Annotated in this window: 13 protein-coding genes and 1 rRNA gene; 3 read left to right on the forward strand and 11 right to left on the reverse strand. The window is 45.5% G+C overall.

What is annotated here, in order from left to right:
• Together L5M51_RS19005 and acnB are read right to left on the reverse strand one after the other, a co-directional pair.
• A 16S ribosomal RNA gene (locus L5M51_RS19005) occupies positions 1–73 on the reverse strand; the annotation flags it as partial.
• A gap of 855 nt (positions 74–928) precedes the next feature.
• Complete coding sequence (gene acnB / locus L5M51_RS19010; RefSeq protein ID WP_105250395.1) at positions 929–3526, reverse strand: bifunctional aconitate hydratase 2/2-methylisocitrate dehydratase; 2598 nt, start codon at positions 3524–3526, stop codon at positions 929–931.
• 434 nt (positions 3527–3960) lie between these two features.
• Here acnB and hxpB point away from each other — a divergent pair, with 434 nt between their 5' ends.
• Together hxpB and L5M51_RS19020 are read left to right on the forward strand one after the other, a co-directional pair.
• Positions 3961–4620 carry a hexitol phosphatase HxpB gene (gene hxpB, locus L5M51_RS19015; RefSeq protein WP_263148181.1) on the forward strand — a complete coding sequence of 220 codons (660 nt, stop codon included), beginning with the start codon at positions 3961–3963 and terminating at the stop codon, positions 4618–4620.
• A 95-nt stretch (positions 4621–4715) separates the two neighbouring features.
• Positions 4716–5057: a DUF2845 domain-containing protein gene (locus L5M51_RS19020; protein WP_131523423.1), complete on the forward strand. Its 342-nt coding sequence runs from the start codon at positions 4716–4718 to the stop codon at positions 5055–5057.
• Positions 5058–5137: 80 nt separating this feature from the next.
• Here L5M51_RS19020 and L5M51_RS19025 read toward each other — a convergent pair whose 3' ends face one another.
• The 9 genes from L5M51_RS19025 to ampD all read right to left on the reverse strand — a co-directional run bounded on the left by L5M51_RS19025 (position 5138) and on the right by ampD (position 23679).
• Positions 5138–7180 carry a M13 family metallopeptidase gene (locus tag L5M51_RS19025; protein WP_263148183.1) on the reverse strand — a complete coding sequence of 681 codons (2043 nt, stop codon included), beginning with the start codon at positions 7178–7180 and terminating at the stop codon, positions 5138–5140.
• 228 nt (positions 7181–7408) lie between these two features.
• Positions 7409–9625 (reverse strand): patatin-like phospholipase family protein, encoded by a 2217-nt coding sequence (locus L5M51_RS19030; RefSeq protein ID WP_263174144.1) that lies wholly within the window; start codon positions 9623–9625, stop codon positions 7409–7411.
• 281 nt (positions 9626–9906) lie between these two features.
• Positions 9907–14400: an EAL domain-containing protein gene (locus tag L5M51_RS19035; protein WP_263148185.1), complete on the reverse strand. Its 4494-nt coding sequence runs from the start codon at positions 14398–14400 to the stop codon at positions 9907–9909.
• 379 nt (positions 14401–14779) lie between these two features.
• Positions 14780–16207 (reverse strand): dihydrolipoyl dehydrogenase, encoded by a 1428-nt coding sequence (lpdA, locus tag L5M51_RS19040; RefSeq protein ID WP_105250398.1) that lies wholly within the window; start codon positions 16205–16207, stop codon positions 14780–14782.
• Between the two features lie 147 nt (positions 16208–16354).
• On the reverse strand, positions 16355–18367 hold the full coding sequence (gene aceF / locus L5M51_RS19045) for a dihydrolipoyllysine-residue acetyltransferase (RefSeq protein WP_263174145.1): 2013 nt from the start codon (positions 18365–18367) through the stop codon (positions 16355–16357).
• Positions 18368–18379: 12 nt separating this feature from the next.
• The gene (gene aceE, locus L5M51_RS19050; protein ID WP_105250400.1) at positions 18380–21046 is read right to left on the reverse strand and encodes a pyruvate dehydrogenase (acetyl-transferring), homodimeric type; all 2667 of its coding nucleotides are present in this window, start codon (positions 21044–21046) and stop codon (positions 18380–18382) included.
• Between the two features lie 81 nt (positions 21047–21127).
• A complete protein-coding gene (pdhR, locus tag L5M51_RS19055) occupies positions 21128–21880 on the reverse strand; it encodes a pyruvate dehydrogenase complex transcriptional repressor PdhR (protein ID WP_105250401.1) in 753 nt (250 codons plus the stop codon).
• Positions 21881–22182: 302 nt separating this feature from the next.
• A complete protein-coding gene (ampE, locus tag L5M51_RS19060; RefSeq protein ID WP_263174146.1) occupies positions 22183–23034 on the reverse strand; it encodes a beta-lactamase regulator AmpE in 852 nt (283 codons plus the stop codon).
• A gap of 81 nt (positions 23035–23115) precedes the next feature.
• On the reverse strand, positions 23116–23679 hold the full coding sequence (gene ampD, locus L5M51_RS19065; RefSeq protein ID WP_263174148.1) for a 1,6-anhydro-N-acetylmuramyl-L-alanine amidase AmpD: 564 nt from the start codon (positions 23677–23679) through the stop codon (positions 23116–23118).
• 259 nt (positions 23680–23938) lie between these two features.
• On the opposite strand from ampD, the gene nadC reads away from it, so the two are divergent.
• Entirely contained in the window at positions 23939–24820 is an 882-nt protein-coding gene (gene nadC / locus L5M51_RS19070) for a carboxylating nicotinate-nucleotide diphosphorylase (protein ID WP_263164579.1), read from the forward strand.
• The last annotated feature ends 114 nt before the right edge of the window (positions 24821–24934 follow it).

Consider the following 24934-nt stretch of genomic DNA (forward strand, 5'->3'; position numbering starts at 1 on the left):
GCTGCCGCTCGACTTGCATGTGTTAGGCCTGCCGCCAGCGTTCAATCTGAGCCATGATCAAACTCTTCAATTAAAGTTTTGTTGCTTCCGTCTTGCGACTTCAGCGGCTCAATGAATTCTGATTTTTTGTTTCTAACTAAAGAAACAAACTGTACATATTACTATGAACACTCATTGTTACATTGATTTAAATTTTTGACTGCCAACCCGAAGGTTAAGCAGTTTCGATTAACTCAACACCTGTGAGTGCTCACACAGATTTCTTGTTTTATCTTGTTAAAGAGCAACTCAACCTCATAAGAGAAGGTGAGTACCACACTGAGCGTCGAACGCTTCCAGTTGGCTAGGGCTGCGTATTCTACGCATTTCCCGTTTCGCGTCAAGGAGTTTTTGCAAACTTTCTCAACACTCATCAATCAGTAAACTCATCAATGAACTGTCACACTAGGCTGCTTAACGCTGTCTGCCGTGTCAGTGGATGCGCATTATAGGCAGCAGAGGATTTTGTGCAACCCCTATTTTAAGGAAATTTGCAGTTAATGCTAATTATCTAATCTAGCCACACCATACCCACCACTTACCCCCAAAGTTATCCACAATTCAGTCAAGACTACGCCTTTGTTTCGCATTATGTATAGCCAAAAGCCATCAGATGATTTGTTAGTAGTTATAAAAATAGAAGACTTTCGTCTTTTAAAATGAAGATTAAACGAGGCTAAGCGTGTGATTGACCTACGGATCGGCTTAAATGGATTTGTTTTAATAGCGACAACGCGTGACCATTAGTAAGTAGCGAGTTTGTGATGTAAGAACTAAAGCATGACTATGATAGGGTTCATTGGTGCATATAGATGTAGAAATAAAACAAACCCACAAAAAAGCCAGCTTACGCTGGCTTTTTACATCAAGTTACCTTAACGGCAATCGATTACACAGCTGTCTGGAAGATCACTTCCGATGCTTTTTTTGTGTAAGACTCGATTTGATCAAAGTTCAAGTAACGGTATGTGTCAGCTGCAGTTGCGTCTAACTCTTTAGCGTATTCTTGATATTCTTCAGGTGACGGCAGACGACCTAACAGCGCAGCAACCGCAGCCAGTTCAGCAGAGGCTAAGTAAACGTTAGCACCTGTACCTAAACGGTTAGGGAAGTTACGGGTAGAAGTCGATACCACAGTTGAACCTTCAGCTACACGTGCTTGGTTACCCATACACAGTGAACAACCTGGGATCTCGATGCGCGCGCCTACACGACCAAAAATCGCGTAGTAGCCTTCTTCAGTCAGCTGATCTCTATCCATCTTAGTCGGTGGTGCAATCCACAGACGTGTTGGCAGGGTTTTAGCAAACTTGTCTAGCATCTTACCGGTTGCGCGGAAGTGACCGATGTTGGTCATACAAGAACCTACGAACACTTCGTCAATCTTAGTTTGTGCAACAGATGACAGTAAAACGGCATCATCAGGATCGTTTGGCGCACACAGGATTGGCTCTTTGATGTCATTTAAGTCGATTTCGATTACTGCAGCATACTCAGCATCTTTATCGGCGCTCATCAGCTCAGGATTGGCTAACCACTCTTGCATGCCTTTGATACGACGTTCAATCGTACGACGATCGCCATAACCTTCAGCGATCATCCACTTGAGCATGATAATGTTTGAGTTCAGGTATTCAATGATAGGTTCTTTGTCTAACTTGATGGTACAACCGGCAGCAGAGCGCTCAGCTGAAGCATCAGACAGTTCGAAAGCTTGTTCAACTTTCAAGGTTTCAAGACCTTCGATTTCCAGTACGCGACCAGAGAAGATGTTTACTTTACCTTTCTTCTCAACGGTCAGCATGCCCAGTTCAATGGCTTTTAATGGGATAGCATGAACCAGATCACGCAGTGTGATACCCGGTTGCATTTTGCCCTTGAAGCGCACTAATACGGATTCAGGCATATCGAGTGGCATAACGCCAGTCGCAGCAGCAAACGCTACTAAGCCAGAACCCGCAGGGAATGAAATACCTATTGGGAAACGCGTATGTGAGTCACCACCCGTACCAACGGTATCTGGTAGCAGCATACGGTTTAACCACGAGTGGATAACACCATCACCTGGACGCAGTGATACACCGCCGCGATTCATGATGAAATCTGGCAGAGTATGATGTGTGTTCACATCCACTGGCTTTGGATAAGCCGCAGTGTGACAGAATGACTGCATAGTCAAATCAGCACTGAAACCTAAACAAGCTAAATCTTTCAGCTCATCACGGGTCATAGGACCAGTGGTATCTTGTGAACCAACAGAGGTCATCTTAGGTTCGCAGTATTGACCAGGACGCACACCCGCTACGCCACAAGCTTTACCGACCATCTTCTGCGCAAGTGTATAACCTTTACCGGTATCAGCGACATCTTGAGAACGTACAAAGACGTCAGATAACCCTAAGCCTAATACGTCACGGGCTTTGTCAGTTAAACCACGACCGATGATCAATGGAATACGACCACCAGCACGAACTTCGTCTAACAAGACTTCAGTTTTTAAGCTGAATTCTGAAATCACTTCGTCGCTATCGTGACGCTTAACCACACCGGCGTATGGGTAGATGTCAATCACATCGCCCATTTCCATCTTGTTTACGTCAAGCTCGATTGGCAGTGCGCCCGCATCTTCCATAGTGTTGAAGAAAATCGGTGCAATTTTACCGCCAAGGCAGAAACCACCCGCGCGCTTGTTGGGTACGAATGGAATATCATCGCCCATAAACCACAGTACTGAGTTAGTCGCAGATTTACGTGATGAACCCGTACCCACAACGTCACCCACATATACTAATGGATGACCTTGTGCTTTTAATGCTTCGATTTTTTTCACTGGGCCAACGGCGCCAGCAACATCAGGCTCGATACCATCACGGGCGTTTTTCAGCATAGCTAACGCGTGCAATGGGATATCAGGACGTGACCATGCATCTGGTGCAGGTGACAAGTCATCGGTGTTGGTTTCACCAGAAACTTTAAATACTGTCAGAGTGACTTTGTCGGCCAGTTTTGGACGGCTTAAATACCAATCTGCATTCGCCCACGCTTCAACCACTTGCTTAGCAAACTCATTGCCCGCTTCCATCTTCTCAACCACATCGTGGAAAGAATCAAACATCAGCAGAGTGTGAGATAGCGCTTTAACGGCTAAAGGTGCTAACGCTGGATTATCCAGCTGCGCGATCAGAGGTTCGATGTTGTAGCCGCCTTGCATTGTGCCTAATAACTCAGTAGCACGCTCAGCAGACAGAATCGGTGATTTTTCAGTGCCTTTGGCAACCGCATCTAAAAAAGCAGCTTTAACATAAGCAGCTTCATCAACACCTGGGGGAATTCGATTTTCAAGCAGGTCGAGAACGAAAGCCTCTTCACCTGCGGGTGGATTTTGAACTAACTTAACCAGTTCAGCCACTTGATGTGCATCTAATGGCTTAGGGACTACGCCCTCTGCAGCACGTTCTGCGACGTGTTTACGATATGCTTCTAGCACGGCAACATTCCTCTTTGTTTGGCGCTCTAACAACGAAACTGCACGTCTTCTTAATTGAAGCTGACAGTCCGACATGATCGACCCGTATTTCCGGCCTGCAGTATACTACAGCTTTGCAAAAGTATGAATCAGGTCACACTCGGCAAAAAGCGAAATAAGGACTAAATCCGGCGGCGAATGCCAACTTACGGGAAGATTAAAACAAGTGAAATTAGACAATAGTTTGAAAACAGACAAAAAACCATACACTACAAATAGTTAACAATGTTTCATTAATTTTAAATCGAACAAGCAATTTTCCGTGCCAGAGAGCAAATAGGTATAAATTTTTCTCATCTTGCTGCATTTTGGCTTTTAAGATGCAGTGCGAGAACTTACACTCAGGCTTAATTTACTGCATATCTCAGTTATTTCCTTAGTCCATCGGAGTACCAATGACATCCCTTAGCATTCAAGCCGTTATTTTTGATATGGATGGCGTTTTAATCGATTCAGAACCCCTATGGCAGCGAGTCGAGTATGAAGTGTTATACGCACTCGGCGTGCCAGTGACGATAGAAACGATTCAACAAACCACGGGCTTACGCATCGATCAATGCGTCGATTATTGGTACCACAAGGCACCTTGGCCACACTATGATAATGCCAAGGTCAGCCAAACGATTGTTGATAAAGTTGCAAATGAAATTCTGGTTAGCGGCGAAGCTATGCTGGGCGTCCACGAAGCGATTGATCACTGCCAAGCGCTTGGCCTTAAAATCGGCTTAGCGACCTCGTCGTTCTACACTATTATTGAGGCAGTTCTTTCTAAGCTAGGACTCAGTGATAAATTTATGGCAGTACAATCGGCCGAGGGACTCACCTATGGCAAACCCCACCCAGAAGTTTATTTGAATTGCGCTAAGGCGTTAGATGTTGATCCCCGTTGTTGTCTTGCCATCGAAGATTCCTTTAACGGCTTAATTGCCGCAAGAGCAGCCAACATGCAAACGGTCGCGATCCCTGCGCCAGAACAAAGAGGCGATGCTAAGTGGATTATCGCCCATCATCAGGCCGAGAGTTTGTTGGCATTAACAACAATTTTGGCAAAATAACGTCACAACACACCGAGTTTCTGCAGGGCGGATAAGCTTAGTCTTTGCCCTACGGATAAATGACAGAATGGTGTATGCACCAGAAGGAATTCAATGTGAAGTACCAGTCCTTAATACTGCCCATGGCCTTAATGCTCATGTCCACCTGTTTACCCGCTAGCGCAGGTGAAACCATGCACTGTAAACAACAAGTGATCAATACGGGCGATACTTTAACGACTGTGCAGGATAAATGCGGCTCGCCCAGTGATATTCGAGAATACAGTCTGCCCGCGACTTATCTCAACGCTAACGGAGACAGGGTGATCGATCCCAGCAAGTTGCCAACTGAGTATCAAGAATGGACCTATGACTTTGGACCAACACGCTTAATGCGTCGCCTGTATGCCACTGATAATAAAGTCACAAAAATTGAATCCTTAGGTTACGGGCATTAATCAGCAGAATCCTAGATTATGGTCATCAATAAAAAAGCCAGACATTGTCTGGCTTTTCTTATTTCAATCTAATGAATGTATTACCAAATTTTCACACGCTCATCTGGTGTTAAATACATTTTATCGCCTTCTTTCATATCGAAGGCCTTATAGAAGGCTTCCACGTTACGTGGCGTACCCATGGCACGATAATGGCTCGGTGAATGCGGATCTGTCAGCAAACGACGGCTCAGCTCTTCATCACGGTAATTACGGCGCCATACTTGCGACCAACCCACAAAGAAGCGTTGCTCGCCCGTTAAACCATCGAGCACAGGTGCAGGTTTGCCGTTAAGGCTCATCAAATACGAACGTGCCGCTACGGTTAAACCACCTAAGTCGCCGATGTTTTCCCCTAAGGTCAAATCACCGTTAACAAACTTGCCGGGCATTGCCTCATAACCTGAGTATTGGGCAGACAACTGCTTACCGCGTTTTTGGAACTCTTCTCTGTCTTTATCTGACCACCAATCACGCAGGTTGCCATCACCATCGTATTTAGCGCCTTGGTCATCAAAACCATGGCTAATTTCATGGCCGATCACTGCACCTATACCACCGTAGTTAACGGCATCATCGGCATCCATATTAAAGAATGGCGGTTGCAGAATCGCTGCAGGGAACACAATTTCGTTTTTCACTGGACTGTAATAAGCATTCACCGTTTGTGGTGTCATGCCCCATTCGGTACGATCAATTGGCTTGCCTAGCTTGTTGATCATGTCTTGATATTCAAACTGAGCGTAACGCATGTAGTTACCCACTAACTCGTCAGCCTTAATATCTAAACCTGAGTAATCTTTCCATTTATCTGGATAGCCAATTTTGTAGGTAAATTTAGCCAGTTTTTCTTGAGCGGCAATTTTGGTTTCTGGCGTCATCCACTCAAGTTCATTAATGCTGACTTCAAAACCTTTGATCAAGTTTTTGATCATGGTTTCCATGCGTGCTTTAGCTTCTGGCTTGAAGTATTGCTTAACGTACTCTTCACCCACTAACTCACCAATCACTTGGTCGGCGCCATCAACTGCTTTTTTCCAGCGTGGCTGCTGCTCTTCGATACCCATTAAGGTTTTGCTCTTAAAGGCAAAGTTCAAATCAACAAAGTTTTTACTCAGTAACTCGGCGTAGCTATCCACTAAGTGGAACGCAAGATAATCCTGCCAAGCCGATACTGGGAATGTCTCGAAACTGGTGCCGAGTTTTTCAAAATAAGAGGGCTGACGCACGATCACTTCAGTCACTTTATCGCCTAAGCCCGCACTCGCAGCAAAGGCATTAAAATCGAATTGACCGGTTAACTTTTGCAGTTCAGCACGATCTAACTTGTTGTATGCCTTGTTGGCATCACGGGATTCAACTCGGCTCCACTGACTTTTAGCGATCATCATTTCGATATCAGCGACGTTTTTAGCCGCACGTTTAGCGTCCTTGTAACCTGCTTCGGTCAGTATGTCTGTCACATACTTGGCCATGGCTTGGCGATTAGCGGCAAACTTAGGATCATCTTTAAGGTAATAATCGCGGTCAGGCAACGTAAGGCCCGACTGGCTTAAATACACCGCATACTGAGTTGAGTTTTTAGCGTCATTATTGACGTAAAAACCAAAAGGAATACCAGAACCCGTCGTCAGTAATTTGCCCATAACAGCGGGTAAGTCAGCGTGTGTTTTTGCGCCAGCGATATCGGCCAGCAATGGCTTAAGCGGAGTAACACCTAATGTTTCAAGCAAATCGGTATTCATGAAACTGGCATTGAAATCACCGATTTTCTGCTCATTCGAGCCTGCAGCAGGATTCTTTTTAGCGGCCGCTTCGTCGATAATTTTCTTCAATGCATCTTGGCTTTGGTCGTACAACACAGAAAACGCGCCATAGTTAGATTTGTCAGCTGGAATAGGCGTATTTGCCAACCATTTTCCATTAACGCTGTAATAGAAATCATCTTGATGGCGGACTGAGGCATCAAAGTTTTGCAATTCAATGCCAGACACCGCGACGGCTTCAGTTTTAGGCTCAGTACTACAAGCCGCTAAACCTAAACTCAAGGCGATACTCAGTGCCAGTGTGCTTATCTTCTTCATTGTTTTCCCCAGCTTCCGTTGAGAGTTATTATTTTTCCCGCAAAACCTTAGCATCTTGGCACGCCTCACAGTAGTAAGATTTTGTAAAAGGATATGACACTTTAGCGACACTCTTAGCTATTTCGGCAAGAGAACTTCCATAGGGATGACGCTTATAGTTTTTCCATCGACCAAAAAGTAAGGGCACAACCTCAGTCATGCCCTTAAGTTCTTTACACAAATATCAAACTAGAAGTTTTTACCCACAAATAAATAGAAAGACTTATCGCCAAGATCTGTGATCCCAAAACCAAGTGCCGCAGGTCCCATGGAAGTATCTGTACCGATATAAAGACTCGATGCATAAATCAGATCGGTCAAGGTGACGTCAGTACGCTCGTCCCAGACATTTCCCGCCTCTAAGCTCCAACCTAGGTATAGAGGATAATCTGTCATGCCTAGCGCATCACGCCCGAGATCATATTGATAAATAAAGGCCCCAAACACTTTATGTGCGCCCATAATTGAGTCTTTATGGTAACCAGACAGGTTTAAGAATCCTCCCAATTCGGATAAATGCAGCGTATTGACACCATCATTATTGTTGGTAGCAATCGATGCCTTACCAACAAAAGCGTGGTTACCGACACTCAAGGCACCTTTCCAGTCGGCCTCTATTTGCACGCTAAATTGGTTTTGATTATCGTCGATACTGTCATTGAAATCTTCATTACGCACGTAGACGTTTAAGGTTACGCGATTACCTGATGTTGGAAAGCTAATGCTATCTAAGCTATCGTAACCGAACCTAAAGTAAGCACCATAGGAACTAAAATCTAAGTCCTGCGTTAACCAAACATCATTGACTATCGACCCCTTCTCTGCGACTAAGCCTAACTCAATCATCCCTTGTAAGGTGTAGTTATAACCTATGCCTAATTCAATCGTATGGGTTTTCTTGTCGAAGGTTAAGATACGACTGTTATTATCGTATAAGTCCCAATCACGGGTATCGTATTGATAGCGGGCACGGCTAAAGAACTGTTGGTCCCTGTCTAAAGGCTGATAAAACTCAGTTGCAAACAACTTTTCAATGCCGAGTTTGACCTCATTGCGCCACTCGCCACCATTAAAGGTCAAATCGGTCATGGTATAAGCCATATCAAAACTGATGGCAGATTCTGAATTAAAGTCATCCTCCCAATTAAAGCCCAGTTGGAAATAATTCGGCCCCCAAGACTTAGCCTTAGTAGTGACAGTGAGTATGCGGCCATCCTCACCTTCTACAAATTCAGCATCGACACGTTCAAATTTATTGAGGGAGTAAATACGCTTTAACGCCTCATTAAGCTCGTCTTTAGATACAGCTTGCCCAGGTTTAATATTCAAGGTTTCCGTCAAGAGATTCAAACTCACCTTAGATTGGTTTTCAAATACGATTTCATTAATGGGATGACGTACATCCGCCATTAATAATTTACCTTTGGCTTTTTTAGCCTCGACGTAGGCGGCATATTCCTCGGGGCACACGCTCATACTGCTCAACTTATAAAGCTGACCATTAGCGGCTTCTTTTCCAAGGGTTAATGCTAGCGGCATAATAGTGAAATCAGTGGTGCTGAGGGCGTCAATCGCGGGTCGGATCAATACATCTTTATCTGTCAGTAATTGTTTTTGTTTTTCAGTGCTGGCATTGGTCAAAAAATTAGAGAGCTGATCAAGCACTGCGATAGTACTGTCTAATTTATCTTTTTTAACCAGAGGCGAGCCAATATCGACGGCGATAATAATATCGGCTCCCATGGCCTTAACCACATCGACGGGCATGTTATTAGCAATACCACCATCGACCAATAACTTGCCTTCAATTTGTGCGGGCTGAAGTGCACCAGGTACAGTTGCAGACGCTTGCATGGCTTTAACCATACTGCCGTGACTAATAACCACAGGTAAGCTAGTTTCTAAGTCGGTTGCAACCGCTCGGTAGGGAATGGCTAAATCATCAAAATGACCAAATTGCTGCACCAGATCCGTCGACTGACGTAAAAGTTGCGACATAGTCTGTCCACGTAGCAGACCACTTGGCGCCCTCACTTGGCCTTCGTTATAGCCAATGTTTAACGGAATATTGTAACGGTCGCGTAACTGTTTATCCCTGTAACTCAAAATATTGCGCGGTATGGTGTCCGAGTAACCACTGTCCCAGTTGACCCCCATCATGATAGCTTCCACTTCACTCGCACTGTAACCCAGTGAATACATGCCAGCGACATAGGCACCTATGCTGGTGCCCGCGATGTAATCGACTGGGATGTTATGTTCTTCTAATATTTTGAGCACGCCCACGTGAGCAGCGCCTTTAGCACCACCACCACTTAGTACGACACCAATTTTAAGGCGCTCTGCAGCCAAAGACGGGGTAACACACAAACACAAAATAATAGAAGCGAGTAGTTGACGCATCATGTGAGGCTACTTTTTATGGGATAAAAATCCGAGTTATATTAACAAACTTATCGATTTAACCGTCAGTCATATTTTATCTGGACCGACTAGTGATAAGTTTGTGTACTCTTTATACAAACAGATGAAGTTTAATTGAATAAACCGCTAAACAAAATATCCATCACCACTGAAGACGATAACGTTTACATCTCAAGCTCACTGGCTTATATCGTGCAGACGATTGCCCATCAGCGGTACAAATATTAAGTATTCGCGAGCCAATAATAGACTATGTTTCTAGCTTAATGATCAATAGAGACGATTTTGTTATCTGTCTCTAAATAGCGCTCAAAATCATCAACGCACATAGGTTTAGCAAAATAATACCCTTGAATAATATAACAGCCACGGCTAAAGACTTGCTCTAACTGCTCAACCGTCTCAATCCCTTCAGCAACCACATTTAATTTAAGGTTACGGGCTAATTCAATAATACTGCTCACAATCGCCTGATCTGCGGTATTAGTGGCGATATCAATTAAAAAGGAGCGATCAATTTTTAGGGTATTGACTTCAAAATTACGCAAATAAGCCAGTGAAGAATACCCAGTACCAAAGTCATCGATGGCAACCTCGATCCCCAAAGATTTCAATCGAGTCAGATGGTCTTTAGCGACATGCAACTCCTTCATCAATACGCCTTCGGTGATTTCTAATCCTAAAGATGCAGTTGGCATTTGGGTTTCTTGTAAAATTCTTTGGATATCTTCAATAAAATCTGGCTGCCTAAAATGCACCGCCGAAATATTAACCGACAACTTAAAGCCCGAGCCATAGCGCTTAGTCCAATTGGCCCCCTGCACACAGGCTTGTCTTAATACCCAGCGGTCAATATCAACAATTAAACCGCAAGCCTCAGCAACTTTAATGAAAATATCGGGGCGAATAAAGCCGTCTTGCGGATGTTTCCAGCGAATTAATGCCTCCATTCCTATGAGCTTATCATTACGCAAAATATCAATTTGCGGCTGGTAATAAAGCTCGAACTCTTGCCGCTCTATAGCTTTGCGTAAATCGGCTTCAAGCCGTAAATGATAGAGGGCTTGAGCATTACGCTCCGAGGAATAATATTGAAAATTGCCTCGCCCTTCTTCTTTGGCATGGTACATAGCAAGATCGGCATTCTTGATAAAAGCCTCAGGCTGCACCGCATCGTCGGGCCAAATACTGATGCCTATACTGGTCGAAATATAAAATTCCCGACCATACAACTTAAAAGGCGCGACAATTTGCTCCAACAGGCGCTCGGCGACATGGTTAATATCGTCAATGCTGTTTGCATTGCGGAGTAAAATCACAAATTCATCGCCACCAAAACGACAGAGTAAATGCTCGCTGGAAATACAAGATTGCAGTCGGCTTGATGCTTCGACCAGCAGTGCATCGCCCATGCTATGACCATAGGAATCATTAACATGCTTAAATCTATCGAGATCTAAAAACAGTAGCGCCAGTTTCTCACCTGTTTGTTGCGCAGCTTGAATCGACTGTAATAGACGGCTAGAAAATAAGGAGCGATTTGGCAACCCAGTAAGCACATCGTAATTAGCCAAACGGCGTAAATCGGCTTCAGTACGTTTACGCTCCGTAATATCAGAAAATACCACCACATAGTGGGTTACTTTCCCGTTAATGCTTTGCATCACCGACACGTTTAGCCACACTGGACAGAGTTGCTGATTGGCGCGGATTAACTCCCGCTCTCCGGTCCAAGACTGACTATCACGGAGAAGTTGCTTAATCTCCGATGCTAATCCGTCATTCATCTGTACGAATTGTGCAAATGGTTGCCCAACTAAGTCGTCAGAATCTATACCAATAATTTGTTGCGCAGCGTAATTAGCAACGCGAATACCGCCTTCGACATCTAAAATCAACACACCTTCAGAGGTATTGCCAAACGCTTTCGCCAATAAATTAATTTCATCTTCTAGCTGGCGTTGCACAGTAATATCGCTATAAATACCCGCGACCCGTTCAATTTCATTTGAGTGCTTATTGCGAGCAACTGGCCGCCCTCTAACCCTCAGCCACCCCCAATTACCGTCCTTACGCTGATAGCGATATTCGGCCTCGAATCGGTCAATCTCACCCGCCATCATGTTATCCCACTGAGCGAGAGCTTTCTCCCTATCCTGCGGATGCACAGGCAAATCCTCTAAGCTCACCACAATCTCATTGGCATGCGTACCAAGCACCGAACCGCGATTATCAAGGTGAAATGCCTGAGTATTTTTATGCCACTCCCAGAGATCTGAGTCACTGCCGCGCAAAGACTGCCTTAACCTGTCCTCACTCTCCGTTAATGCCAGATTCATCTGCTTAAAGGTATTGATCTGTCGTTGTCGATACCAAGCAAGACTTAAAGCAATAATTGAAAATAACAGCAGCAAAATGCCTTTAAAACCTTGGGATAACCACCAATGCTGCTCAACATAAAAAGGATAAGAGAACGGCTTATCTGACCATATCCCATTAACTTGACTCAAAATATCTAACACATAGCCACCCGCCGCTAATCCTGCGAGGTTGATCTGAGATTCCCCCTGCAACAAGACGTAATGGCTATCTTCATCCTGATAACGTAATCGGTATTTAAATTGAATTGGCGAATCATCGAGGTAATCTAAGTTAGTGATTTGAAAACTCACCATATTCGCATCGGGTTTGATGGTCATCAGGTTACGCGGCAACAAGGATACTTCTGTCGTGTTGTTATAGTACACAGAGACAGATTCAAGCATCACATGGTCATCGGTTATACGATTGACCAGCCTATTGACATCGAGTCGCATCACACCTTCAGGTGTTCCTAAGTAAAAGCCTGTTTTTGGCGAATAAAAATAAGCGCCCTCGTTCATTTCATCGGAAATCAAACCATCGAGTTGATTAAACATGGCGATATTGCCAGTTTGAATATCCTGACGAATCAAAGAATCAGCACAACCCACAAGATTTGACTTAGGGGTCTTTTGAATAAAAAACACTGAACTACAATTTAATTGCCATTCGGAAGTCAGTGAAACTAACGATTCCGCCTGCTGCTGATATTCAAACAAACCTTTTTCATAAGAACCAAACCAGATAATTCCCGGGGACATTTCTTCAATATGGCTAATCGTTGGTTGTGCCGCAAAAGCATTAAATAAGTGCCGTTGATCATGAAACTCGTTTTGACTGTCTATGTAACCAAAGACTTTTTTACCGCCAACCCAAAGACGACCGTCAGAGGTACGATAAATCGTGCGGATCACTGGCCGCTTGGGGCCATCAAATTCGTTCGATGACTTATCAATATCAAATGGCTGGGGCTCATAGAGTCCCATTTCCCAAAAATAGAGTCCCGTGGTAGTCGCAATCCAGACGCGTCCTTTCAGTTTGGGATCCCGATAAGTTTTATATATGAGCTTATTTTTAAAGTCATCCTGACCGTGAGTCCATTTAGAAAAACTACTTCCTTGCAAGGTCTCTTTATCAATAACAAAAAGACCACTGGTTGTTGAGATCAGTAAATAATGGTCCTCAAACTCACTAATATCATAAATACTTTCGTGGGGATTAAACCCCTCAATCGGAATGTTAACCGCTTTTTTACTGCCCTTAGCAACAAAATCTACACTGGAAGAACCGAGCCAAACCCCTTCATCACTGGCATGTACAGACCAAGTCATGGCATCGCTCAGCTGATAGGGTTCATCTGCCGCATAAGTATCAAGAATGAAATCAGGCGGTGACGCTAACAATGCCAATCCATCACCAGAGCCTCCAACCCACATCAAGCCTGCATCATCAAACAACATGGCTTTCAGCGTTTCCATGTTGGCCTCAGCCTTCAACTCTTGCTGATAATTCTCAATCAACCGCGTCTCAGGCGACCATTTTAACAAGCCAATACGACTGGCAAACCACAAATACCCTTTAGCATCTTCAATGATCGCTGTGCTCCAATCGGGTAATTCTGGCACAGGTGTAATTTGATGAGCGATTTGATCTAATTGATAAACACCACGCCCTGTCGCAATCCAGATCCTATGTTGAGTATCCTCCAACATATCGAGAATACTGCCCATAGATTCGGTCCAAGGGTATTGGAACAGCCGTTCGCCCTTGTTATCGAGGAGCTCTAGTTGCAACTGCCCCGCAACCAACATGTGTCCATTGGGCATAAGTAATAACTTGCGCCAAGGAAGGTCGCGATTAACAGCTAATTGAGTGATAAGGCGAAGTTCTGACTTTGAAGGGGAAAACTCATAGATCTGACCATTATCAATTAATAATCGCCATGTTTTGCTATTCTTGCGGGCTGCCGATATCAGCGCACCACCTGGAAACTGCGGGAATAGATAGGGAGAACCAAACGCGGTAAATTGATTTTGTACTATATCGTAAAGGTAAATCGCGGCATTAGTACTGACCAATAACTTGTCTCGGTCGATGTTCACCACTGTCGTTAAAAAGTCATCCGCAAGCCGTGATTCCGTGCCAATTTTATCAATGCGCCGCACCTTAGAATTACTGACCCGATACAAGCCCTGCTCAGTCGCTGCCCATACAAAACCATAGTCATCTAAGGCTAAACCTCGGATGCTAGTGACAGCTAAACCGTCTCTATCGGTAAAAACACGCTGCACAAAGCCGCCCGCCCAAGCCGAATGGACGCTAATCAGTGAAAGGATGAAACATGTCAGAATTGTTCTAATTATTTTTGTTTGCATGTGACAACTTACTTCATACATATACCCAAACCACCTCAAAATGCAGAATTCAGCGGGAATTTAACGCACTTTAGGCAAGACGGCTATTTGCAGGCCTAGTGGGCTAAGTCAAAAATGGCCAACACCGCATAAAGTGCGTTAAAACCCGCCGGGACGGAGCACCCAGGGCACTCCACTTCCGTGTTGCATCAATTCAAAAGGTGGCCACATTTTTTCACTGATGCGCCTTGAATTGAAGCACCCTGGGCGCTCTGAAACTCGTATTTTGAGGTCGCTTGGGTATAACTGTACTGTAACAGCTCAATCCCTTCAATTCATCCGCTTGTTTACATAAAAGTTACAAAAAAATACAGGCAATAAAAAAGCGCTCAAGTGAGCGCTTTTTTAATCGACAGCTAAATTACTTTTTCTTTGCCTTTGGGTTTGGCAAATCAGTAATAGAACCTTCGTACATTTCAGCCGCTAAGCCTACTGATTCGTGCAGTGTTGGGTGAGCGTGAATGGTTAATGCTAAATCTTCAGCATCACAACCCATTTCAATCGCTAGACCGATTTCGCCTAACAGCTCGCCGCCGTTAACACCCACAATAGCACCACCGATCACGCGGTGAGTGTCTTTGTCGAAAATCAGCTTAGTCATACCTTCAGAACAATCTGACGCAATCGCACGACCACTTGCAGCCCATGGGAAAGTTGCGGTTTCGTAAGCAATACCTTGCTCTTTCGCTTCTTTCTCAGTCAGACCAACCCAAGCTACTTCAGGGTCTGTGTAAGCAATTGATGGGATGACTTTTGGATCGAAATAGTGCTTCATGCCAGCGATAACTTCAGCCGCTACATGGCCTTCGTGCACGCCTTTGTGAGCCAACATTGGTTGACCAACGATGTCGCCGATAGCATAAATGTGCGGTACGTTAGTACGCAGTTGCTTATCAACCTTGATAAAGCCACGCTCATCAACGTTAACACCTGCTTTTTCAGCATCTAACGACTTGCCATTAGGTGCACGGCCAATAGCCACTAATACGGCATCGTAACGAACGGCTTCAGTTGGCGCGCTCTTACCTTCCATAGAAACATAGATACCGTCTTCACGGGCTTCGACCGCTGTGACTTTAGTTTCAAGGATCAGGTTGAATTTCTTCTTGATTTGCTTAGTAAATACGCGAACCACATCTTTATCAGCCGCAGGGATCACTTGGTCGAACATCTCAACCACGTCGATTTGGCTGCCTAAAGAAGCGTACACAGTACCCATTTCTAGACCGATAATACCGCCGCCCATCACTAACAACTTGCCTGGAACTTCTTTCAGTTCTAATGCGTCAGTCGAATCCCAAATACGTGGATCTTCATGCGGAATAAATGGCAGTTTGATTGGACGAGAACCCGCAGCAATGATCGCTTGCTCGAAAGTCACTTTAGTCACAGTGCCATCTTCAGCAGTCACTTCTAGCGTGTTAGGGCCAGTGAATTTACCAAAACCGTTAACCACGTTAACTTTACGCATTTTGGACATGCCGCCCAATCCGCCAGTTAATTGGCCAATGACTTTTTCTTTAAAGCCACGTAACTTATCTAAATCGATAGTTGGCTCGCCGAAGACCACACCGTGAGCGGCAACCGCTTTGGCTTCTTCGATAACTTTAGCAACGTGCAGTAAGGCTTTAGATGGGATACAACCCACGTTAAGACACACGCCACCTAAAGTGCTAAAACGTTCAACTATGATGGTTTCCAGACCTAAGTCAGCAGCACGGAAAGCCGCAGAATAACCTGCAGGACCTGCACCTAATACCACTACCTGAGTTTTGATTTCGTTACTCATGTTTTCCTCTAATTCTCATTCAATCCGTTGGAGGAGCTATCCTGCCAACCGAAAATGCGCCAGCGCGTAAGGTGGGCGCATTTTAACCTGTGTTTGATACTGATCACAATAAACAAAAGGCTGCTCAAGATGAGCAGCCTTATATGCTTACAGAACCAAAGTACGAATATCGGACAGAATTCCTGACAGCGTCACACTAAAACGTGCAGCCATGGCACCATCGATCACGCGGTGATCGTATGACAGTGACAGCGGCAACATCAATTTAGGTTCGAACTCTTTACCATTCCACTTAGGCTTAATTTCAGATTTAGACACACCTAAAATCGCCACGTCTGGGTAGTTCACAATAGGCGTAAACGCCGTACCGCCAATACCACCTAAACTTGAAATGGTGAAACAGCTACCTTGCATATCAGCAGATTTCAGCTTGCCATCACGGGCACGGATAGAGATATCAGCCAGTTCACGAGATAACTCGATAATGCCTTTCTTATCCACGTCACGCACGACTGGCACAACCAAACCGTTTGGCGTATCAACCGCCACACCGATGTGGAAATACTTCTTCTGGATCAGTGATTCGCCATCAGAGCTTAAGCTCGAGTTGAACACAGGGAACTGTTGCAATGTTTTAGCCACAGCTTTCAGCATAAACACTAAAGGCGTGATCTTGTAATCGGCTTTTTTCTTCGCCGCTACATCGTTTTGCTGCTTGCGGAACTCTTCCATTTCAGTGATATCAGCTTCATCGAACTGAGTCACGTGAGGGATAGTCACCCAGTTGCGGTGTAAGTTAGGGCCAGAAATCTTCTGGATACGGCTTAATGGAATCTCTTCCACTTCACCAAACTTACTGAAATCAACTTTAGGTGCTGCAATCACTTGCAGACCGCCGCCATTACCTGAACCAACAGAAGTTGCCGCAGTCGCTTTCGGACGCGACAGTTCGTATTTAACATACGCCTGTACGTCTTCTTTCATGATGCGACCTTTACGGCCAGAACCTGTCACTTGGGTCAAGTCGACACCAAACTCACGGGCTAAACGACGTACAGCAGGAGACGCATGTACCGCACCAGTAGACACAGGTGTACCTGCGCTTGGGTGATGGGGTACTGGAGGACGGCTTGCTGGTGTTGGAGCTGCAACGGGCACCACGCTCACTGGAGCAGGAGCCGCCGCTTGTGCAGCAGGTGCTGGAGCACTTACTGTTGCAACAGAAGTCGTCTCAATCGTCGCAATGACGCTACCTTGAGAAACCTTGTCACCCACTTTAACAGTCAAAGACAGCAGTTTACCGGCAAATGGCGCTGGCACTTCCATGGTGGCTTTGTCAGTTTCAAGCGTAATCAAACCTTGGTCGGCAGTGATTTCATCACCGACAGACACAAGCACTTCGATCACATCGACATTGCTGGCATCGCCAATATCCGGCACTTGAATTTCTTTTACCGCAACCACACTTGCCGCTGGTGCAGTAGCCACTGGCGCTACCGTAGCGGCAGGAGCAGCTTGAGCCACAGTTGCAGCTGCCGCGCTAACGCTTGGAGCCACAGCAGGTGCAGCGCCGCCCACTTCAAGCATGATGACTAAAGAGCCTTGCGACACTTTATCGCCAACCGCAACTTTAACGTCTTTAACCACACCCGCGAAAGGTGATGGCACGTCCATCGTCGCTTTGTCTGTTTCTAGGGTAATTAAACCGCTATCAACTTCAATCTTGTCACCGACAGCAACCAGGACTTCGATAACCGATACATCAGTGTCGCCACCGATATCTGGCACAGTGACTTCAACCACTTTGGTTGCGCCCGTAGCAGGAGCAGCAGCCACAGGGGCAGGAGCCGCTTGAACTGGTGCAGATGCTGGTGCCGCCTGAGCGGGTGCTGCAACTGGAGCCGGAGCGGCAGCTGCCGCGCCCGCCGCTTGCATCATAGCAATCAAAGTACCTTCAGATACTTTATCGCCCACAGCCACTTTCAATTCGGCTAAAACACCGGCGAAAGGCGCTGGAATATCCATAGTCGCCTTGTCGCTTTCGACGGTAAGAATCGATTCTTCTGCAGCTAAGGTATCACCCACAGCCACACAAATTTCGATCACTTGCACTTCATCGCCGCCGATATCAGGAACAAAAACTTCTTTTAATTCAGCCATTTTCATTGCCTCTTACGCGTACTGTGGATTGATCTTGTCAGCGTCGATACCATATTCTTTAATGGCTTTTGCTAACACATCGACAGGCAGCTCTTTGCGATCAACCAGTGATTTCAGTGCCGCAATAACGATAAACTTAGCGTCCACTTCGAAGTGGTGACGCAGATTCTCGCGGCTGTCCGAACGACCGAAACCGTCAGTACCTAACACTTTGTAATCGGTAGGAATATAAGCACGTAACTGTTCGCCGTAAATCTTCATATAGTCAGTCGCGACGATTGCAGGTGCATCACTTGAAATCACTTGGCTGATATAGGCTTGTTTTGGCGTTTCGGTTGGGTGCAGCATGTTCCAACGTTCAGCGGCTTGACCATCGCGAGTCAATTCGTTAAAGCTGGTCACACTGAATACGTCGGCAGTAATACCAAAGTCTTTCGCCAGTGCTTGCGCCGCTTTACGAGTTTGTTCAAGGATAGTGCCACAGCTCATTAACTGAACTTTGCCTTTACCTGAGCCCGCAACCGTTTCTAACTTATAGATACCTTTCACTATGCCCACTTCCGCGCCTTCTGGCATGGCTGGTTGCTCATAGTTTTCGTTCATTGTGGTCAAGTAGTAGAAGATATCTTCTTGATTTTCGCCGTACATACGACGGATACCATCTTGTACCACAACGGCGATTTCGTAGCCGTATGTTGGATCGTAAGTAATACAGTTAGGGATAGTGTTCGCCAATACGTGGCTGTGACCGTCTTGATGCTGTAAACCTTCGCCGTTAAGCGTTGTACGACCTGAAGTGCCACCGACTAAGAAACCACGAGCACGCATATCACCCGCAGCCCAAGCCATGTCACCAATACGTTGGAAACCGAACATTGAGTAGTAGATGTAGAACGGGATCATAGGTGTATCATTGACTGAGTAGCTCGTCGCTGCTGATACCCATGAAGACATAGCGCCGAGTTCGTTAATCCCTTCTTGCAATACTTGGCCGGTTTTATCTTCACGGTAGTAAGCAACTTGGTCAGAATCCTGCGGAATATATTTTTGACCTTCGTGAGCATAAATACCCACTTGACGGAACAAACCTTCCATACCGAAAGTACGAGCTTCGTCAGGAATAATTGGCACAATATTTTTGCCAATTTTCTTGTCTTTCAGCAATGCTGTCAGCACGCGAACGAATGCCATAGTCGATGAAATTTCACGGCCGTTAGAGCCCTGCAAAATCGAATCGAAAATCTTCAGTGACGGCACTTCCATCTCTTCGGTGAACTTTTGACGACGTTGTGGCACGCTACCATGCAGCGCTTCACGACGGCTCATCATGTACTTCACTTCTTCAGAATCTGGACCTGGGTGATAGAAAGGCAGATCTTCTAACTGGTCATCTGGGATCGGAATATTGAAGCGATCGCGGAAGTAACGGATAGACTCGATACCCATTTTCTTCACGTTGTGAGCGATGTTTTTACCTTCACCCGCATCACCTAAGCCGTAACCTTTTACAGTCTTAGCTAAAATCACCGTTGGGCGACCTTTGGTTTTTTGTGCGTGATCTAAGGCAGCGTACACTTTCACTGGATCATGACCGCCACGGTTTAAGCGCCAAATGTCATCATCTGACATGTTAGCCACCATTTCGGCCGTTTCAGGATACTTACCAAAGAAGTGTTCGCGAGTATAAGCGCCACCTTTGGCTTTACAGTTTTGGTATTCACCGTCAACGGTTTCTTCCATTAACTGCAGTAACTTACCGCTAGTGTCACGGGCTAATAATGGATCCCAGTAACGACCCCAAATCACTTTGACCACTTCCCAGCCTGCGCCGCGGAATTCGCCTTCAAGTTCTTGGATTATCTTACCGTTACCACGTACAGGACCATCAAGACGCTGTAAGTTACAGTTAACGATGAAGACTAAGTTATCTAATTCTTCACGAGCCGCTAAACCAATTGCACCTAAAGCTTCTGGCTCATCACACTCACCGTCACCTAAGAAACAGTAAACGGTTTGTGCTGAACAATCTTTCAGACCACGGTCAGTCAGATATTTCAGGAAACGCGCCTGATAAATCGCTTGGATAGGACCTAAGCCCATAGAAACTGTTGGGAATTGCCAGTAATCCGGCATCAGTTTTGGATGTGGGTATGAAGACAGACCCTTGCCATCCACTTCTTGACGGAAGTTAGCCAGTTGGTCTTCGCTTAAGCGACCTTCTAAGAATGAACGCGCATAAATACCAGGGGCGATATGGCCTTGGAAATACACTAAATCGCCACCGTCTTTTTCATTGGGTGCGCGGAAGAAGTGGTTAAAACATACGTCATAAATAGTCGCGCTTGAGGCGAAGCTTGAAATATGGCCGCCTAATTCTAAATCTTTCTTAGAACCACGAAGCACCATAGCTAAAGCGTTCCAACGGATGATGGCGCGAATGCGACGTTCCATCTCTTGGTTGCCAGGCATGTGCGGCTCTTGACCCGCAGGGATAGTGTTCAGGTAAGCCGTTGTGGCGTTATAAGGCAAGTGAGTGCCATTACGACGCGCTTTATCGATCAGCTTTTCTAGTAAAAAATGCGCGCGCTCTGGGCCTTCCTGTTCCAACACGGCTTGCAGGGCATCAACCCATTCCTGAGTCTCTAACGGATCTACGTCTTGTAGCATATCTTCAGACATGACACTGTCCTTCTCTATATACATGATAATGAATGGTGTTTGCGGCATATTCCGATTTAGCTGGCAGCTAAATCACAGAACTTAAGCGCCACTCTTTAAACGGCGCAAGCTTCGCTGCAACCGGCTATCTTCTTCCCGCACAGATAACATCACCTCTTCGATGTAACTTAAGTGTTCATTTGAGGCTTCTCTGGCGGCGTCGGGATCACGACGAACGATGGCAGCGAGCAAGGCCCGTCTGTGATCGTTAGCCATAGTAGAAGCTTCTTCGCGGCGGCTTAAAAGCTCCAGGTTTTGCGCCACATTTTGATGCAGCACAGGGGTTAAACTAAGAACGAGGTGTAACATAGCCACGTTATGTGACGCTTCCGCCACAGCACGATAAAAACGCACAATCGCAGCAGCTTTTTGTTCGATATCGGTGGCGGCTTCCACCTCGAGGATCATACGCTTGATATTTTGCATATCGGCGTCGGTACCACGCAGGGCCGCAAAATAGGCCATCATGCCTTCGGTGGCATGGCGGAACTCCAGTAAGTCGTACTGACTCTCTGGATCTGAATTCATCAGTTCAACAATAGGATCGGCAAGGGTCTGCCAGAGTTGTTCTTTGACATAAGTACCACCGCCTTGGCGGCGCATTAACAGTCCTTTTGCCTCAAGCTTTTGAATAGCTTCACGCAAAGAAGGTCGAGACACTTCAAACTGGATCGCCAGTTCGCGTTCAGGCGGTAACTTCTGACCGGGCTGTAAACTCCCCTCTAAGATCATTTGCTCTAATTGCGCCATGATCACGTCAGAAATTTTTGGCTGATTAATTTTACTATAGGCCATCAGGCGCTCAGCTCCGTTGTAAATTGGTCTTACCAATTTTTTTGAGTGAGCGCACTTTATCAAATCAGCGTTTTGATGTCCAGATTGAAGATCACTCCTTAAAAGCGATCTCGATTAAAAGCACTCACGAAGAGAGAGCATAGCGGAAAAAAATGTTTATGGGGTCAGACCATTTGACAAAAGCACGGACTTCGCCCACTAGGCGCTGCCAAAAGCGCAGCGGATAGATTCTAGACTAGAAAGAGCACAACGACACCCTAGCAGCGAAGCGTTCTCGATTCTCGCTGCGAAGCGTCCTTCTTTTAACTCACCAATCCAAAAATGGTCAGTAATGAAAGTACTGCAACAATAAGTGTAAAGTTACGTTTACTGAGTACTAATAATGCTAAGGTTGATTGTACACATATAGGTGCACTTGCGACCTCAGGTAAAGGTTGTGCCGCTAATGCCGTTTCAGCCACCACAGTGTGAGCGCTCACATTTAAGGTCAACCCATTACGGCGCCACGCCGCCAAACCTTCACTAAATTGACCACTTAAGGCATAACCAAAGGCGAAAATCCGGCTCGGTAACCAATCCAGTAGCGTAATCACTTCGTTGACTAAGGGTAGCTCTAGGGATTTACGGGCATTCTCTTCGGCATAAAAACGTACCGTGCAATACAGTACCGCACCGACTGGACCTAAAAAAATGAAAAACAGCGCCACGGCACCGTAATAACGATAGTTAATCCAAGCAACACTTTGACCCACTTTGGCACCTAGGTCTTTCTCGGATACAGCATCTAAACACTCGCTACAATCGAGTTCAGCGGCATAATGGTAACAAGCTTGGACATCAGAGCGACAAGCCGCTTGCATATACTTTTTGAAAATATCACGCTGTTTCTGATGGTTAAAACAAACCACTGCCACAACAATCCATAGGGCTAAACTTAATAAGCCCCAAAACATTCCCGCCACTAACCAAGATAAAACATATACCAACAAGGCTGGCAGCACTAACGCCAACGCCATCATCACGCTTGTCAGTGACGCTTTATCACCAAAAAATGTTGTCTGATAGGATTGCAGTAAACGATCAAATTGCCATGATGAAGGAAGAAATTTAAGTCGCTCCACTAAAATGGCGACCAAGAGTGAAAATAATGCCATGGGCTGTACCTCTATAATTTGTCCATAAATAGTCTAGGTTTATATGGAATACGTCTAAAATCCAAAAAGTTAAGTGATTAACTAAGAACGCAACGCCTGAGTATATTCCTTTAACTTGCCTAAATATCCTTCCCAATCAAAACTTTGCCCTGGGTCCGTTTTCCGCATTGGCGCAATATCACAATGACCCACAATCCGTTCAATACTCAGCAATGGATATTCTACCAGTAGGGCTTGTGTTAACTCGATGAGTGACTGATATTGCTCAGAAGTGTAAGGCTCAGTATCTGTGCCTTCCAGTTCAATACCAATGGAAAAATCATTACAATTCTCTCTCTCGCCATAACGAGACACCCCTGCATGCCAAGCCCTGTCATTACAGCTTACATATTGGACACGCTCGCCATTGCGGCGGATCAAAAAGTGCGCCGACACTTGCAAGCCCAGCAACGGTGCAAAGCTGAAATCGGCATTAGTATCTAAACACCCTTGAAATAATTGATCAATGTAAGGTAATCCAAAGCAGCCTGCGGGCAGACTAATATTGTGGATCACTAACAAACTCACTTCATTCAAGGGACGTTGATTAAAATGTGGCGACTCACAACGCCTCGCACTATCACACCAACCCGAATCAAACCGCATTATGAGCTTATCCTCTATAGCCACATATACCGCCTTACTCTAACAGTATTCCTCCAAGCAAAGAAGAAACCCTGCGCACGGAACTTACTGACTGAGCTATCTTTTAATATTGAGATCATGGAACAAACCATCCACTCTCAATTTAAATAAGGCTGCAGCTTACTCCTTTTGCTCAATCTTCCAACCTGTTCCGTGAGACCTAAGGCCGTGGTAATCTTAACCTAAAATGCAAGTAGGCCGTAATGCAAGGACTCCGCTTATGTTAGAAAACGATATCCGCCAATCAGTAAAATCTGCCCTCAGTGAAGACTTAGGTGGCACCGAAATCAACGATCAAACCAAAGCCATCGCTTATGGTGATATCACAGCAATGTTGATCCCCGCCGATAAGTACGCTGAAGCCACTTTAATCACCCGTGAAGAAGGCGTTTTTTGTGGTAAAGCATGGGCAGAGCAGGTTTTTAACCAACTCGGTGGTGAAGTCGCACTGCATTGGCATGTGGATGATGGCGATCTAGTATTACCCAACCAGCTATTATGTGAATTATCAGGTCCTGCGCGCGCTATTCTCACAGGCGAACGCACGGCAATGAACTTTATCCAAACACTTTCTGGCGTAGCTACCTTAACCAAACATTATGTCGATAAACTGGCGGGGACTCACACTCGCTTGTTAGATACTCGCAAGACAATTCCAGGCCTACGCACGGCACAAAAGTATGCCGTCACCTGCGGTGGCGGAAAAAACCATCGTATTGGCTTATATGATGCATTTTTGATTAAAGAAAACCACATTATGGCCTGTGGCGGTATTCGCCAAGCCGTAGATACCGCCCGCAGCTTGTACCCGAATAAACCCGTTGAAGTCGAAGTGGAGTCACTCGAAGAGCTCGCCTTAGCACTCGACTCTGGCACAGATATCATAATGTTAGATAACTTCGACATCACTAAGATGGTCGAAGCCGTAGAGATGAATAACCAGTACCTAGCTAAAGGCGCCGGCGCTAAGCTTGAAGTCTCTGGCAATGTAACCTTAGATACCTTAGCCGAATTTGCCAAAACAGGGGTGGACTATATCTCAGTTGGCGCACTCACTAAGCATGTTCGCGCCTTAGATTTATCACTCAGATTAAAAGCTTAAAACCGCTAGATGTTAAATGGCAGTGGAATGTTCTCGCAAAGTACCGTAAGCACATTCCACTCATAAAATATTAAGGCGAAGTGCATTTGTTTTGTAGGGCTCCTGCAAACCAAA

The organism is Shewanella sp. SM73 (genome assembly GCF_025653795.1).
In the GTDB taxonomy this organism is placed as follows: domain Bacteria; phylum Pseudomonadota; class Gammaproteobacteria; order Enterobacterales; family Shewanellaceae; genus Shewanella; species Shewanella oncorhynchi.

Bases quoted from the DNA above. Each gene is read 5' to 3' on its own strand.
- pdhR (WP_105250401.1), bottom strand. From the start codon at position 21,880: ATGGCCTATAGTAAAATTAATCAGCCAAAAATTTCTGACGTGATCATG.
- aceE (WP_105250400.1), bottom strand. From the start codon at position 21,046: ATGTCTGAAGATATGCTACAAGACGTAGATCCGTTAGAGACTCAGGAA.
- L5M51_RS19025 (WP_263148183.1), bottom strand. From the start codon at position 7,180: ATGAAGAAGATAAGCACACTGGCACTGAGTATCGCCTTGAGTTTAGGT.
- ampE (WP_263174146.1), bottom strand. From the start codon at position 23,034: ATGGCATTATTTTCACTCTTGGTCGCCATTTTAGTGGAGCGACTTAAA.
- hxpB (WP_263148181.1), top strand. From the start codon at position 3,961: ATGACATCCCTTAGCATTCAAGCCGTTATTTTTGATATGGATGGCGTT.
- L5M51_RS19030 (WP_263174144.1), bottom strand. From the start codon at position 9,625: ATGATGCGTCAACTACTCGCTTCTATTATTTTGTGTTTGTGTGTTACC.
- nadC (WP_263164579.1), top strand. From the start codon at position 23,939: ATGTTAGAAAACGATATCCGCCAATCAGTAAAATCTGCCCTCAGTGAA.
- ampD (WP_263174148.1), bottom strand. From the start codon at position 23,679: ATGCGGTTTGATTCGGGTTGGTGTGATAGTGCGAGGCGTTGTGAGTCG.
- lpdA (WP_105250398.1), bottom strand. From the start codon at position 16,207: ATGAGTAACGAAATCAAAACTCAGGTAGTGGTATTAGGTGCAGGTCCT.
- L5M51_RS19035 (WP_263148185.1), bottom strand. From the start codon at position 14,400: ATGTATGAAGTAAGTTGTCACATGCAAACAAAAATAATTAGAACAATT.
- aceF (WP_263174145.1), bottom strand. From the start codon at position 18,367: ATGGCTGAATTAAAAGAAGTTTTTGTTCCTGATATCGGCGGCGATGAA.